This window comes from Chryseobacterium rhizoplanae, from assembly GCF_900182655.1.
Taxonomy (GTDB): Bacteria; Bacteroidota; Bacteroidia; order Flavobacteriales; family Weeksellaceae; genus Chryseobacterium; species Chryseobacterium rhizoplanae.
On sequence record NZ_FXTC01000009.1, the window covers coordinates 127,382 to 143,510 of the forward strand.

Genomic DNA, 16,129 nt, shown 5'->3' on the forward strand with positions numbered 1-16,129 from the left:
ATAACCATAATTTTTCATACATTTGAAAGATTTAATTTACTTCAAGAAATGGAATATTTAAGTTTCGAACTTCCTATCAAAGAATTGATGGATCAATACCAGACGTGTTCTTTAGTAGGAGAAGAAAGTGGTGTTGATGTAAAATTAGCATGCAGCCAGATTGAGGATAAGATTTTAGAAAAGAAAAAAGAAATCTATGGAAATCTTACACCTTGGCAAAGAGTACAACTGTCCCGTCATCCGGATCGTCCTTATACATTGGATTATATCAATGGGATGGCAGACAAAGGCAGTTTCTTAGAACTTCATGGAGACAGAAATTTCGCTGATGATCCGGCAATGATTGGAGGATTGATTACCCTGGATGGTCAGAAAGTTATGATCATAGGGACTCAAAAAGGAAGAACAACTAAAGAGAGACAATACAGAAGATTTGGAATGCCAAATCCTGAGGGATACAGAAAAGCTTTAAGACTAATGAAGCTTGCTGAAAAATTCAATATTCCTGTGGTAACTTTAGTAGATACACCGGGAGCTTATCCGGGATTGGAAGCTGAAGAAAGAGGACAGGGTGAAGCTATTGCAAGAAATATTTTTGAAATGGTTCAGCTGAAAACGCCTATCTTCACTTACATCATCGGAGAGGGTGCCAGTGGTGGTGCATTAGGAATAGGTGTTGGAAATAAAGTATATATGTTGGAAAATACATGGTATACTGTAATTGCACCGGAAAGCTGTTCTTCTATCTTATGGAGAAACTGGGATCACAAGGAAGATGCAGCCAATGCATTGAACCTTACACCAGCAGATGCTTTAAGAGAAAAGTTCATCGACGGAATCATCGAAGAACCACTTGGCGGAGCTCATTATGATCAGGAGACGACTTATTTAAACCTGAAAAATTCAATTTTACAGAATATCAAAGCTTTCTCCAAATTTACAAGACAGGAGCTTGAAACCCAGAGACAGGATAAATTCATTGCGATGGGTCAGTTTAAAGGATAAAAAAATAAAAAGGTTAAGAATTTCTTCTTAACCTTTTTTCTTTAGCTTTCTTCTATCTGTTTTATTCTGCAACATTCAGGGCAATTTCAATATCCTGGGTAATCTTCTTCGGAGCAGAATATTTTGCATCACACACCATTGTTGTCATTATATACTCTCCTTTATCTACCAGAATGAAGTTTTCTCCTTTTGCAGGAACACTCAGGTTATAATATTTTTTACCACTTATCTTTACAATAAGATTACAGGAAGATCTGTTTTTGATATTTACATAGGCTTCACTTTTGTTTATATCATTATTAAAGAGATGCGTCAGCATTGCAGCCCTTCTTTTATTTTCTTCACTCGGTTCTGCTTTAGAAGTACCGGCACTTTTTGCTGAACCTGCAGAACCCACTGATGCAAAAGTGGTTGTTCTTCTTTCTTCTTTTAAAGCTTCAATAGCTGCTGCAGTGTTATTGGAAACAGGCTTTCCGTTTGCCGTATACGTTTTATTTGCAGCAACAGTTTTACCGCTGTTTAACTCATTATTCTTAACGATATTTTCAATTTTATCTTTACTGATCGGTCTAATCGTAGGTTTCGCTTCAGGAGAATTGTCTGCCATGATAATATCAATCAGTTTTCTTTTAAAATAATCTGTTTTAGCATGTCCCGGATTCTGTTTCAAAAAGCCGGCAATCACTCTGGCTTCTTTTGAAATCTCAGCTTCCTGCTCTGTATAGATAATTACAGTTTCTTTTTCAACAACAGCTTTTGATTTTGTCTTTTTCTTTTTTTGGGAAAAACCAAGTGAGAAAATGCATATAAATAGAAGGAATAAGATTTTTTTCATTAATCAAATCTTTAAAATAGTATTAAATATATTAATAACGTGAAAAGTCATTTTTTAGTTTATCATTAAAATCATTATCTTTGCACTGCTCTAAATTTAAGCTAAAAATTAATACTAATCTTAAATAAAAAAAATAATAGATATTATGTCTTATACACCAGCTGCTGCAGACGTAGCAAAATTGAGAAACCAAACAGGTGCAGGTATGATGGACTGCAAAAAAGCTCTAGTTGAAGCTGAAGGAGACTTCGAAAAAGCGGTAGATATCCTTAGAAAAAAAGGACAAAAAGTTGCTGCTAACAGAGCTGACAGAGAATCTGCTGAAGGTGCAGTAATCGCAAGAGTAAACGAAGACAACACTTTAGGTGTAGTAATCTCTCTAAACTGCGAAACTGACTTCGTTGCTAAGAATGAAGCTTTCATTGAGCTAGCTTACGAATTAGCTGAGATGGCTATCTTCGCTGCTACTAAAGAAGAACTTTTAGCTACTGATTTCCACGGAATGACTGTTGCTGAGAAATTAGTAGAGCAAACAGGAGTTATCGGTGAGAAAATCGAAATCGGATCTTTCGAAAGAATCCAGGGAGATTTCTTAGGAGCTTACATCCACGCTGGAAACAAGATCGCTGCAATCTCTTCTCTTTCTGCTAAAGTAGACGGAGCTGACGAAGCTGCTAAAGCTGTTTCTATGCAGGTTGCTGCTATGAACCCAATCGCTTTGGACGAAACAAGAGTTTCTCAAGAGACTATCGATAAAGAATTAGAAATCGAAAGACACAAACTTACTGAAGAAGGTAAGCCTGCAAACATTATCGATAATATCCTTAAAGGTAAAATGCAGAGATTCTACAAAGACAACACTTTGGTACACCAGGATTTCATTAAAGACGGAAGTATCTCAGTTGCTGACTATGTAAAATCTGTAAATGCAGATCTAAAAGTAACAGGATTTGTAAGAGTAAGCCTATAAGCTCATCTTCAAAAAAATATTGAATCCCGGTGAAATTCACCGGGATTTTTTTATTCCCAAAATCTTTTAATTACAAAATAATACAGAGGCAGACGTCTGTAACACACAAATCAGCTGTTACCATTAAAATTGATGGCTCATAAGACCATTATTTCATCAATTTTCTGATAGGAATTATTTCTGTCCCCGAAAATCAAATAAAATAAGTCTTACAAAAGGGATATATTTCCATTTTTCAGATAAAATGCCTGAAATCCAATTACCAGTTTGACACTCAGGATGGCTTTTATTTAAAAATCGGCAATATTTTTTTAACATTTATTTATATTTTATTAAAAGTATTTCATTTTTTATTTTAATTTTGTAGAAATCCTAATTCCATACACATGAAAAGATTTCTACTCAGTCTGGTATTAATTTTTTTGACAATTAATACACTCTTTGCACAAAGGGATACAGAGCATTGGATTGCTCCTTACTATGATAGTTATGGCGGTAATACTTATACCAACATGATCTATTTGTCTACTGACTCACCCACCCCCTTTGATGTAACCATATACAATAACAATGCTCCAGTAACTACCGTTACCATTAGTAAGGGTAACCCGCAAACCTACAAGGTTACCAATAGCCTTATTAGTGCAACTACAACTACAGAAGCATTCACTGTTGGTAATAAAGGGCTGTATTTAAAAGCAGCAAAACCTTTTTACTGTAGTTTAAGACTTGCCCAAAGTGTTCACGGGGAAGTAATTACCAGTAAAGGAAAAGCCGGAATTGGAAAAACATTTTTCGTTGCTGCTGCTCCCAATACCTACACCAGCAGTATTCAGAACTTTACAGCAGGAGTGCTTGCTACTGAAGATAATACCAATGTAACAGTATCATGGAACCCTACTGCTGGAGTTGTTTTCATTAATGGAAGTCCTACAGGAAACACGCAAACCTTTACCTTGCAGAAGGGGCAGTCTTTTATTCTTGCAGGATCTGGAACACAATCTGGAAACCTAACGGGGTTTATTGGTGCAAAAATAGTTTCTGATAAACCAATAACCCTTACCAACGGAAGCTGTAATGCCAACTTCTCTGCCAGTACATCAGGAAGTGATCCGGTTCTGGATCAATCTGTACCTGTTGACAGACTTGGAAATACTTTCGCAATGGTAAAAACAAGATCTACTGCTCCCAATTTAAATATGGAGGGAGGTCTTATTGTTGCTACTGAAGATAACACTCAAGTATTTTTAAATGGCGGAGGAACTTCCGTTGCAACACTTGCTGCCGGAGAATGGTATAGAATTAATGAAACCAGCTATGTGGCTCAAGGGACTTCAGGACATTCAAACATGTTCATTTCGACGACTAAAAATGTATACTTATACCAATTTATTGGAATTCAGGGAAGTGATGCTACAAACGGATTTAACTATATACCACCGTTGAACTGTTTCCTTCCGAGAAAAATTGATGAAATCGGAAAGATCAATGAGATGCCTATTGGCTCAGGAGGAGCCAGTGCAGTTCAGGATATCATTGTCAAATTAAATATTTTAACAGAGACAGGAGCAACTGTGATGGTAAATGACGCCCCAGTTGCAGCTACAGACGGACCATATCCTGTAACAGGAAATACTAACTGGGTAACATATGGAATCACCGGAGTAAGCGGAAATATTAAAATCACTTCTACAAAGGCTGTAACAGCTGGTATCAACGGAGGATTCAGTTCTGCAGGATACGGAGGCTACTTTGCGGGATTCTCATCAATTCCTGTAATTGCGAAAAAAACAGGAGAATGTGTACCGGGAATCATTCTTGAACTGGATGACGGATATGAAACATACCAGTGGTACCGTGACGGAGTAGTCATTCCGGGTGCTACTTCTTACACCTACACTCCTACACAATCAGGAAACTATACTGTAAAAGTAACAATGGGAACATGTCCTCCTGTGACAACTCCTATCTATAAAGTACAAACTTGTTTAAAAGAAACAACTCAAACGCTTAACGCTTGTTCTACTAAAATCATTACTCCTGCGTTTACTTCGTCTACACAAACCGTGGTACCAAGTACAGTAGTAATTATAACTCCTCCTACAAAGGGAACAGCCGTGGTTAATCCAAACGGAACAATCACTTACAACCCAAATCCCGGATATTTAGGACCGGATAAAATAGTTTATAAATTCTGTGGAAACTCTGTTGAGTTTACAGATTGTGAGCAGGTAACACTCAACCTTACCGTAGTACCATTCATTGTAACGGATACTTCTATTAAGGCATGTTGGTATGATGTAGCTCCTTATGCTTATTTTGATCTTACAAAAGCTAAAGTGACAGATTATAATGCCGTTACTAAGAAATACTATCGTACATTAAATGACCTTACTGCTGGCATCAATGAAATCACAACACCAGATAACTTCCCTTCAACAGGAGGATTTGTATATGTGAAAGTAACCACAGCTGAAGGATGTACAGCCAATGCAAAAATCGAATTGATTGTACTTCCAATCAAAAAATCTCCGATATTGGTAGATCAGTATATCTGTATGGATGCTAAAACCAATCTGGACGCAGGTTCCGGATATGATTCTTACCAATGGAGCACAGGCGCTACCACTTCAGGTATCAGAGATATTGGTGTTGGAGAATATACTGTAATACTTGGTAAGAACGGATGTTTCCTTACTCAGACAGTAAAAGTTAAAAAAGTTGAAGATCCGGTAATCCAGACGATTGAGATCAACAACAATACAGCAACAGTAATTGTAAGCGGAGGTAAAGCACCTCTAAAATATGCGGTTGACGGAACTGCTAACTGGCAGGATTCGAATGTCTTCACAGGTTTAAGCAGAGGACAGCATACATTCTATGTAAAAGATTTCTACAACTGTACTCCTACTTCCGTAGAAATTACGGTTCCTAATCTATTGAATGCCATTACCCCTAATGGAGATAACGTAAATGATTATATAGATTACAGCGAACTTGCTTACAAAGAAAACCTAAGTTTTGTAGTATATGACAGATATGGAAATATGGTATTTACCGGAAATAAATTCAACAACTACAGATGGGACGGAAAACACTTCGATAAGAAAATTGGAACAGGAACATACTGGTACCATATCAACTGGAATGAATCCAACAAAGAAAAGACTCCAGTAAAATACACAGGTTGGATTCTTGTTAAAAACAGAGAGTAATAATTAGTTAAAACCATATTGGTAAGCCACGATTTTACAATCGTGGCTTTTTTATTACATTTTCAAGCATTTAATACTTTTTATTGTTAAATTTGTGATAAATACTACCGCTGAATGAAGAAAATTCTATCTTTTTTATTTATATTTTATATTTTCACCTCTGCTTTTGCCCAATTGGACCGGGAGCATTGGTTTGCTCCGATGGTAGACAGGACTGGTGCACCCAATCCTTATCAGAAACTGTATTTATCCACCAACAGAACAACTCCTTTTCCGGTAAATATTTATAACAATAATGTTCTGATCGGAACGGTGAATATCAGTAAAAATAATCCGCAGAAATTCGATGTATTAAGGAATTATATCATTACCACACAACAGGCGGATTTATTTACCCCTACAACCAAAGGGCTGTACCTTAAAGCAGAATTTCCTTTTTATGCCAATTTAAGGTTCTCGGTATTCAACCACGCTGAAATCATTACTTCCAAAGGGATTCCTTCTACGGGAAAATCGTTTTACGCAGCCTCCGCTCCTATCACTGTGAGCAATAATATTCTGAACTTCATGACCAGTGTACTGGCAACTGAGGATAACACAACTGTCACCATCTCCGGATACACGCCTACGGTTCAGTTTTCTAATGGAACTACCGGAGCTACCAATCCGACAATGACTTTCACTTTAAATAAAGGGCAATCTTATATCATTGACGGAATCGGGGATATAGCAGGAAATTTTGATGGCTTCATAGGCTCCAAAATTATTTCAGACAAGCCCATCAATGTTACCAACGGAAATTTTAACGGGCAATATGCAGGTAATTTTCCGTCCAGTTCTGATATTTTAATGGACCAGGCAGTACCTGTCAACAGACTTGGAAATGAGTTTGCCCTTGTAAAAGGTAACGGGCCGATAGGTGCCAATATGGAAGGCGCTGTTGTTATTGCCACCGAAGACAATACCCAGATCTTTGTCAATAATGAAATACCTCCTATAGCGACCATTAATGCCGGGAAATATTTCGTTATTCCTGATTCCAAATACATTCTTCAGGGAAACGGACATTATAATTTATATGTAAAAACATCAAAAAATGCCTATGTCTACCAGATTTTAGCCGGAGACTCAAATTCGGGAAATGAAACGGCTACCGGAGGATTCAATTTCATTCCGGCTTTGAACTGTTACTTACCGAAACAGATTAATGAACTGGGACTCATCAATGAAAACTTTGTTCATTCCAATGGTAATCCCGGAGGTATTCTGAACATCCCGACAAAACTGAATCTTATAACAGAAAGAGGAGCTATTATTACAGTAAACGGAACTAATCCTCCTGCAGTAACAGGTCCTTACAATATGACAGGGACCACCAACTGGGTTACTTATGGAATTCCCAATGTAACAGGGACCATTACAGTAGTTTCAAATAAGGCTATTATGGCAGGCATCACTGCCGGAAGTGATGCTGTAGGATACGGAGGTTTTTTCGCTGGTTTTCCTACGCAGCCCGTTATTTTACAATCAGGTGTAGGCTGTATTCCCGGTATTGTTCTTACTGTGGATCCACTGATCTATGACTCTTATCAATGGTACAGAAACGGTACCCTTATTCCGGGAGCTACGGCATCTTCAATTACCCCTACATTACCCGGATATTATACATGTTCTGTAACAATGGGAAGCTGTGCACCTTTGGTTACTGAAAAATTTAAGGTTCTGAATTGTACAAAACTTACCAATGCTTCTTACAATGTTTGTACTTCGCAGACTATAACACCTGCTTTCAGCAGTTCATCACAAACTCCTGTCCCAAGTACGGTAGCGATTACAACAGCACCTGCTCTGGGTACTGCAGTGATAAACCCTGTTACAGGAATCATTACTTATACTGTCAATACTCCCGGAACCTCCGGAACAGATACATTCACTTATACATTCTGCGGAAATGATCCGGACTTCCCGGATTGCGAAACAATAACAGTTACCATCAATATTCAGGCTCTTACGGTGATGAATACCACATTATTTGCCTGTGATATAAACGGGCAGGGAACGTTCAATTTGACTACAGCCAACGTCACCAACAATTCTCCTGTTACCATCACTTATTATCCTACTCTTGCAGATGCTCAGAATGAGAATACCACAGCATTAATCACCAATACAACATCATATACAGCGCCGAATGCGACTATCATATATGCTGTTGTCAAAAACAATATTGGATGTAAAAGTATTGCCCAAATTACATTATCTCTTTTCAATAAAGCAATTGTTCTGGATAACTACGATGGCGTTTTCTGTGATGATAATCTGGACGGAACGGTTACTCTCATCCTTTCCAACATCACCCCTATTGTCCTTAATAATCCTAACTATTTTACCAATGTAAGATATTATGCAAATCTGGCAGATGCTAACGCAGGAAACAACAATACTCTTCCTAACAGCTGGAGCTATACAGCAACAACTACAATTTACATCAGAGTAGATTCTCCTGACGGCTGTGCTTCTGTGATCAAGCCTTTACAGTTTAGCATTGGAGCTAAAGTGACATTGATTACCAAAACCGTTACGGAAAGTGTTTGTGATGATGATCTGGATGGAATAAAAAGTGTGAATTTAGCGCAGTTTATTCCTCAGTTTACACTAGATCCCAACGTTACTTTCACTTTTCACGCAACATTGGCAGATGCTCAGAATAATGTAAATATTGTTTCATCCCCGGTTAATATTACAACTTCCCAGACTTATTATATCCGTTTCGAAAAAAATGGAGTCTGCCCGGAAGTAGGCACTCTTAAAATCAATATTAAAGTTCCTAAAAAATCGGATATATTACAAGATAAGGCTATTTGCTCTAAAACCACAACTACACTGGATGCAGGACCCGGTTTTGAAAGGTATTTGTGGAGCACCGGAGCTACGACTCCTTCCATCACCAATGTAGCACCGGGAAGTTATTGGGTAGAACTCACTTTCAATGGCTGTGTATACAAACAATATGTAAATGTTACTGAACTGCCTCTTCCTATGATTACGTCTATTGAAATTGATGGGACAACAGTAAAAGTCGGAGTAAGTGGTGGTACACCTCCTTATGAATATTCTCTGGACGGTGTGGTGTGGCAGAGTTCCAATGTTTTCTACAACGTACCAAGAGGAGCTCACAATGTATTTGTAAGGGATTCTAAAATGTGTGAAGAAGTCAAAAAACCATTTGCCATTATTAATCTGATCAACACGATTACTCCGAATGGAGACGGTTATAACGAAGGAATAGACTATTCTGCTTTGATGGCCAATGATAATCTTGTATTCAGGATCTTTGACCGGTATGGTGCGGAAGTCTTCAGAGGAACTCCGGAAAACAGATATACCTGGGACGGAAGAATAGGTGGAAGATACGTGCCTACAGCAACCTACTGGTATTTCATCACCTGGACAGAATATGGCTCTTCCCTCACTGTAAAATACTCGAGCTGGCTGCTTGTAAAACATAGATAAAAAAGGAAGCCGGAAGAAAGCACCGCTGAAAATTCAGTATTCTTCTTCCGGCTTCTCTACTTGTATACACTCTTTTTTAAGGGAATTATAAATTTCTAACAGTCCTTAACAGTTTAATGTTAAAGTTTAATATAACTTTAACCACTATTCTTTATCTAACTAGGGAAAATTGCTTTATTTCTATGTAATTTTGCGCATTATATGAAGAAACTGTTTACTCTACTGCTATTGGTTTTTCTGGCAAAAATTAATGCTCAAATATATTCCGGGGAGGTATTTCTGAGAGACAACTCTATTTTATATCTCAATCAGGTATATGTCACTAACCTGAACACCCAGAAAACCGTTCTTACGGACTATAACGGTAATTTTAATATTCCTGCCAATCCCGGAGATGTAATCCGGTTTACCTCTATTGTTACTGAAAGAAAAGATATTAAGCTAACGCCCCAATCAATGGTACAAAAAAATCTGGTTGAGCTTAAAATTGCTTACTATGAGATTCAGGAAATTGTACTCAGCAGGTTCAAACCTACCGGAAACCTTCGGTACGATGTCAACTCTTTAAGAAAAGAGGATAAGGCCTATGCTCTTAAGAAAGTAATCGGGCTTCCTGAACCGAAAGGGGACGGAACTCCTCCTGAACTTCCTGTTGCCGGATTGCGGGATGGCGGGCTTACCTTCAGTCTTGAAAGTATCTATGATATTCTTTCCGGAGAGAGAAAGAAAAAACAGCGTTATCAGGCTTATGAGAGAATGAACAGCTCCGTTGCACAGATCAAAAATTATCTTGGGAAAGATTATTTTACAAGGTTTAAAATCCCTGAGAATTTAATTGATAACTTCCTTCAATTTGTTTATACTTCTGAAAACATTCAGGCTTATGTATTAGCCGGAAACTTTGAAGCTGTAAAGATTCCTATTGAAAAATATCTGCCAATTTATCAGAAGAGACTTAGAAGTTCACATCTTCAGGAAGTTGTAAGCAATAATTAGAAAAACAATTCCAATCCATATAAATAATCCATGTCATTCACATGGATTATTTTTTTTGAAATAAACGGAAATCCCGTGGTGTTCCCCTTCCACACGGCATCCGATACAGATTATTCAACTTTTATTGCATATCATTCTTCAATATTCAAAAATATGTTTAATTTTATCTCACAAACAAGTGTTTAAAATAAAATTACTTGTATTTCGTTATCCAAATAAAAACTAACCAACCCAAAGCGCAAATTAAGAGAGAAGCACCTATTTTTAAACTTAATATTAATTAATGAAACAAGTACTTTTACTTCTTTGCTGTATGTTTTTGTTTACTGTGTCTGCTCAAAAAAAAGGGAAAGACTATAGTAATATTCTGAAAAGTAATAATATCTATGAAATCAACGCTTTCTTAAGAGATGCCCATCCTGATGATCCCCGGAGATCTGTCCTGAAACCAAGAGTAATGGAAATGATGAAAGAATACATCAAAAATGCACATCCTGCTGATCAGAAAGTAAAAGATATGCAGGAAATGCTTGCCATGCTGAAGAGAAGGCCTTCCACAAAGATCACTTTTGATGAAATGAATGCGATCATCAAACAAAAGCAGATAGCAAAATACAAAGCAGAACTGGCAGCAAAACAACCTACTACCGTTTATACTCCAAGTACAGCCCAGAATACATTTGTTGTAAATGCAGCAGCCAATACAGCAATTCCCAATGCAGAAGCCGAAGAATTTAACATGCTTATGGCGGTTTCTCCCGTAGAGCATAAAAATAAAACGGTAAAAATCCTCAACTCTTTATTTGATAACGACCCCAATGCTAAAGAATGTATTGTTCTGATTCAAAATAAATCAGACTGTAATATCATTGTAAGAATGGAAGGTGTAGGGACTACCAAATACAGACTTGCTGTTCCCGCTCAGGGCGAAGGCTCAATTGTTATAGAAAAGGGCCAGTATCTTTTCACCAGTTTGGTTTGCGGGGCACAATATGCATCACAAAAGACAATACAAAGACCTATCATGGTGGCTTTGGGAAGTCAATAGCCTTAATCATAAACGGATTATCTCTCTGTCTTTTACCTTCAAAAGGCAGAGATTCTCCATAAATTTTCACTATTTTTGCACTCATTTTATAACTCAATGGGCAAGAATAAATTAGCAAGATTTGCAGAAAACAAAATATTACCGAATGTAATCCAACCTACAAGGGAAGACGCTTTACAAGGTTTCGAACTGAAGGGAAAATGGAGAGAAAATTTCTTTAAAAATGACAATCCGATTGTATTGGAATTAGGGTGTGGAAAAGGAGAATATTCTGTAGGACTCGCAAAAACATTTCCTGAAAAAAACTTTATCGGAATTGATATTAAAGGAGCAAGATTTTGGTTTGGTGCTAAAGAAGCGGTAGATAACAATATGACTAATGTCGCTTTTCTGAGATCACAGATCGAGCTTGTTGATCATTTTTTTGCCGAAAATGAAGTAGATGAAATATGGATTACGTTCCCGGATCCACAGATTAAATACAGAAGAACAAAGCACAGATTGACTCACCCAGATTTCTTAAACCGATACAAAAAGTTTCTGAAACCGGGCGGGATTATTCATTTAAAAACCGATTCAGAGTTTTTACATGGATATACACTGGGATATTTGCAGGGAGCCGGCTATGAAATCATCAGCGCTCATCATGATATCTATGGAGCACCGGAATATGATCCTGATACGGAACACCTTAGAGATATCAAAACATATTATGAAGAACTTTTCTCAGCGAAAGGAAAAACAATTACTTATATTAAATTCCGAATAAGCTGATGAAGTAAAAATAACAATTGATGAAAAAACTTTTACCCTTTTTATTCTTCATATTTCTGTTCCCCAACTTAATATCTGCTCAAAAGAAAGTAAATAAAGACATCCTGAAAAGCGTTGATATTAAAGAAATTGAAGAGTATATTAAGAACACCCATCCGGATGACCCGAAGAAAAGCGTACTGAAACCTAAGCTTATCGCTTTAAAAAACGCAGAGTGGACCAAAGGAGCCCGTACCGCCAAGCCTATGGAAGCAAGGCCTATTATCTCCGATATTCCTAAAAGCATCATGAGAAATCCTTATTCAGAGGATGCTGAGGAATTTAAAAAGCTCATTGCTGAAACTTCTGCTGAGCACAAAGAAAAAACAGTAAAGCTTCTGAATGCAATGTTCAATGAAGATATTACACGCAAGGAAGCGATACTCTTATTCAAAAATAATTCAGACTGCAATATCGTACTGAGGATTGAAGGAAAAGATTATTATAACCTTGCTGTTCCCGCCCGCGGAGAAAATTTCGTTGTAATTAATAAGGGTTCATATACGCTCAGCAGTAATATCTGCGATATGAAATACATCTCCCAGAAAGACATTAAAAAAAGTATATTTGTAACGATTGATAATCCAAGACTGCCTGAAACTGAAGTAAAAACTACTGAAAAGGAAACTTCCAAAGCAAAGGAGTCTTCGAAAAAAAGAAAAACCAAAAAGTAAACTAGTATGAAAAAACTATTAGTTTTTGCCGGGATCTCAGTGATCCTTGCCAGCTGTAATGTAAATTATGGCAGCTATCCGGGAAGAACCTCCTACCCTTCCTCTACCGGCAATCCAGGTAACAGAGCCAATACAGAAAGAGAATATAATGAACTGATAAAGACCTTTAAGCCGGAAACTGCAGACGTTCTTAATGATCTTCTTAACAGTGATGACCCCAAAAATCCGAAGACTTCTATTTCAGTAGAAAATAAATCTCCATGCAATATGGTCCTTACGGTAAGCGGAAATAATTTCTTCAAGAAAATCCCTATTGGTGCGGGAAAAATAGGATACACAATGGTTCCTAAAAATCAAAATTACAGGTTATCCGGAGTTTTATGCAACTCGACCTATCAGTCTACAAAGTTTATCACGACCTCATATTCTATAAAACTTTCAAACTAACATACAACCTGCAGGATTCTGTGGGTTTTTATTTTAATAAATGTATTTAAAATATAATATATAGTTAGCATTCATTTGAAATCCAAAACAAGCCATTTCTGAAGTTTTTTTAATAAAGCCAACCAACTTTTCTAAACTTTCTAAAAACGTCCGACAAAGTCATCTGAACAACCAGGAGAGGTTAATAAAGGCTCATTGCATTGACTTTAGATACAATGTGAAAATAATCACAAATCCCGTCATTAAATAGTTAAACCAAGTAAAATAAAAATATCCTATTGTAAATCATACACATAACAAATATTTCCATATATTTAGAAATATAATTGCGGTATCCGAAAAGCATATAGAGTAGGAAAAAAACTAAACTAAAAACCATGAAGAATTTAAAAAAAGTCTTAAGAAGTGAGCTAAGAACCATTAAAGGAGGATACAGAAGCTGTATAGACGGCTGTAGTATGGAGCTCGGAGAAATGTGTTGCGGCGGTGTATGCAGAATTGGAGTAATTATTCCTAGTACCGATCCTAATCTGCCTGACCTTATGGTATGCCCTAAAAAACCTTAGTATGAACAATAAAAAAAACGCTGGACCTAAATCCAGCGTTTTTCCTATATTAAAGAAAATCTTTAATTATTCTGCATCGAAGTCAGCATCTTTATCAGCAGATACTACTTCTCCTTCTTCTTTAGATTTTTCTTTATCAGCTTTTCTCTGAGACTGACCTTCTTTGATAGATTCTGAAACAATGCTCAAGATCATATCGATAGATTTAGAAGCATCATCGTTTCCTGGGATAACGAAGTCAACTTTTCTAGGGTCAGAGTTTGTATCAACAATACCGAAAACTGGAATACCTAATTTCTTAGCTTCAGTTACAGCGATGTGTTCTCTCAAGATATCTACAACGAAGATTGCAGAAGGAAGACGAACCATGTCAGAGATAGAACCTAAGTTCTTTTCTAAGTTAGCTCTTTGTCTGTCAACTTGTAATCTTTCTTTTTTAGATAAAGTTTCGAACGTACCGTCTTTTTTCATTTTGTCGATAGCATTCATCTTCTTTACAGCCTTTCTGATAGTAACGAAGTTCGTTAACATACCTCCTGGCCATCTTTCTGTAATATAAGGCATATTAAGTTCAGAAGCGTGTTTTGCAACAACTTCTTTCGCTTGCTTCTTAGTAGCTACGAAAAGAACTTTTTTACCTGCAGAAGTTAATTTTTCTAAAGCACTGCAAGCTTCATCTAATTTAACTGCTGTTTTATGTAAGTCTACAATGTGAATACCGTTTTTCTCCATAAAAATGTATGGAGCCATATTTGGGTTCCACTTTCTAGTCATGTGACCGAAGTGTACGCCAGCCTCTAAAAGGTCTTTTACATTTGCTTTTGCCATGTTTTCTGTTTTTGTTAGTTTACTTTCCGTCTTTTAAACAATCAACAACTTCTTTAGATGGGAGAAGCGTTTGGATGCTAAACGTAACGGGCAATTGGCGGTCTGCTTTTTGCTTTTGGCAATGGGCTTTTCGCCGAGATTAAGTTTAAAAAAAATTTAATACATTTCTGTAGGCAATAGCCATAAGCCATCTGCCAACGAGAAATCTTAACGTTTTGAGAATTGGAATCTCTTTCTTGCTTTTTTCTGACCTGGCTTCTTTCTTTCCACCATTCTTGCGTCTCTTGTAAGTAAACCAGCTGGTTTCAATGCTAATCTGAATTCAGCGTTGATTTCGCATAAAGCTCTTGAAATACCTAATCTGATAGCTTCTGCCTGACCTGTATTACCACCACCGAATACGTTTACGGTAACGTCATACTGACCAACAGTCTCAGAAAGGATAAACGGTTGGTTTAATTTGTAAACCATCACGTCTGTAGAGAAATATTCTTTAGCATCTTTACCGTTTACTGTAATAACACCAGAACCTGGTCTTACATAAACTCTTGCTACAGAAGTTTTTCTTCTTCCGATTTTGTGAACTATAGACATAATTAATTATTTAAATTCGTTAACATTAATTGTTTTAGGCTGTTGAGCTTCATGTTTGTGCTCAGTTCCTTCATATAAATAAAGGTTCTTAAGGATAGCAGCTCCTAATCTGTTTTTAGGCAACATACCTTTTACAGATTTCTCTAATACCTTTAAAGAATCTTTCTTTTGAAGTTCAGCCGCAGTCATAGACTTCTGTCCACCAGGATATCCTGTATGCCAGATATAAGTCTTATCAGCCCACTTGTTTCCGGAAAGTGTAATTTTCCCAGCATTCAAAACGATCACGTTATCACCACAATCTACGTGAGGTGTAAAGTTCGTTTTGTGCTTACCTCTCAAAATCTTTGCAACCGTAGAAGCTAGTCTACCTAACGGCTGTCCTTCAGCGTCTACCACAACCCATTCTTTATTCGCAGTAGCTTTGTTCGCTGAAACAGTTTTGTAACTTAATGTATTCACACGTTTTAGTTAAAGATTAAACATAATTTACCCCTAAAAGGGTGTGCAAAGGTACAAATTATTTTTGTAACCCAAAAACATATTTTATTTTATCTATATAATCAGGTCCACACACCCCTATATCAATAGATTTTAACACTATTATAATTTTGGCATGCATCTT

Annotated in this window: 14 protein-coding genes; 10 read left to right on the top strand and 4 right to left on the bottom strand. The window is 36.9% G+C overall.

Going from position 1 to position 16,129, the window contains the following annotated elements:
• Positions 1–48: 48 nt before the first annotated feature.
• On the top strand, positions 49–1,005 hold the full coding sequence (locus tag FN817_RS18245) for an acetyl-CoA carboxylase carboxyltransferase subunit alpha (RefSeq protein WP_142719179.1): 957 nt from the start codon (positions 49–51) through the stop codon (positions 1,003–1,005).
• Between the two features lie 61 nt (positions 1,006–1,066).
• Here FN817_RS18245 and FN817_RS18250 read toward each other — a convergent pair whose 3' ends face one another.
• Positions 1,067–1,840, bottom strand: coding sequence for a DUF6759 domain-containing protein (locus tag FN817_RS18250; RefSeq protein ID WP_142719180.1), 774 nt, complete (start codon positions 1,838–1,840; stop codon positions 1,067–1,069).
• Between the two features lie 145 nt (positions 1,841–1,985).
• On the opposite strand from FN817_RS18250, the gene tsf reads away from it, so the two are divergent.
• The 9 genes from tsf (at position 1,986) to FN817_RS18295 (ending at position 14,082) form a co-directional block, all read left to right on the top strand.
• A complete protein-coding gene (gene tsf, locus FN817_RS18255) occupies positions 1,986–2,810 on the top strand; it encodes a translation elongation factor Ts (protein ID WP_047385945.1) in 825 nt (274 codons plus the stop codon).
• A 386-nt stretch (positions 2,811–3,196) separates the two neighbouring features.
• Positions 3,197–6,025, top strand: a complete 2,829-nt coding sequence (locus FN817_RS18260) for a T9SS type B sorting domain-containing protein (RefSeq protein WP_142719181.1) — start codon at positions 3,197–3,199, stop codon at positions 6,023–6,025.
• A gap of 114 nt (positions 6,026–6,139) precedes the next feature.
• Positions 6,140–9,538: a T9SS type B sorting domain-containing protein gene (locus FN817_RS18265; protein WP_167498896.1), complete on the top strand. Its 3,399-nt coding sequence runs from the start codon at positions 6,140–6,142 to the stop codon at positions 9,536–9,538.
• Between the two features lie 201 nt (positions 9,539–9,739).
• Entirely contained in the window at positions 9,740–10,534 is a 795-nt protein-coding gene (locus FN817_RS18270) for a hypothetical protein (protein ID WP_142719182.1), read from the top strand.
• A 283-nt stretch (positions 10,535–10,817) separates the two neighbouring features.
• On the top strand, positions 10,818–11,582 hold the full coding sequence (locus FN817_RS18275) for a DUF6759 domain-containing protein (RefSeq protein ID WP_142719183.1): 765 nt from the start codon (positions 10,818–10,820) through the stop codon (positions 11,580–11,582).
• A gap of 96 nt (positions 11,583–11,678) precedes the next feature.
• Positions 11,679–12,356, top strand: coding sequence for a tRNA (guanosine(46)-N7)-methyltransferase TrmB (gene trmB, locus FN817_RS18280; RefSeq protein ID WP_047424982.1), 678 nt, complete (start codon positions 11,679–11,681; stop codon positions 12,354–12,356).
• Between the two features lie 20 nt (positions 12,357–12,376).
• Positions 12,377–13,069 (top strand): DUF6759 domain-containing protein, encoded by a 693-nt coding sequence (locus FN817_RS18285; protein ID WP_142719184.1) that lies wholly within the window; start codon positions 12,377–12,379, stop codon positions 13,067–13,069.
• A gap of 6 nt (positions 13,070–13,075) precedes the next feature.
• Complete coding sequence (locus tag FN817_RS18290; protein WP_142719185.1) at positions 13,076–13,516, top strand: DUF6759 domain-containing protein; 441 nt, start codon at positions 13,076–13,078, stop codon at positions 13,514–13,516.
• 377 nt (positions 13,517–13,893) lie between these two features.
• Positions 13,894–14,082, top strand: a complete 189-nt coding sequence (locus FN817_RS18295; protein WP_142719186.1) for a bacteriocin-like protein — start codon at positions 13,894–13,896, stop codon at positions 14,080–14,082.
• Between the two features lie 66 nt (positions 14,083–14,148).
• On the opposite strand, the gene rpsB is transcribed toward FN817_RS18295, so the two are convergent.
• From rpsB to rplM, 3 genes are all read right to left on the bottom strand, one after another.
• Positions 14,149–14,910, bottom strand: a complete 762-nt coding sequence (rpsB, locus tag FN817_RS18300) for a 30S ribosomal protein S2 (protein WP_047373581.1) — start codon at positions 14,908–14,910, stop codon at positions 14,149–14,151.
• A gap of 207 nt (positions 14,911–15,117) precedes the next feature.
• Positions 15,118–15,504 carry a 30S ribosomal protein S9 gene (rpsI, locus tag FN817_RS18305; protein WP_047385930.1) on the bottom strand — a complete coding sequence of 129 codons (387 nt, stop codon included), beginning with the start codon at positions 15,502–15,504 and terminating at the stop codon, positions 15,118–15,120.
• A 6-nt stretch (positions 15,505–15,510) separates the two neighbouring features.
• Entirely contained in the window at positions 15,511–15,966 is a 456-nt protein-coding gene (gene rplM / locus FN817_RS18310) for a 50S ribosomal protein L13 (RefSeq protein ID WP_027375420.1), read from the bottom strand.
• Positions 15,967–16,129 lie beyond the last annotated feature (163 nt).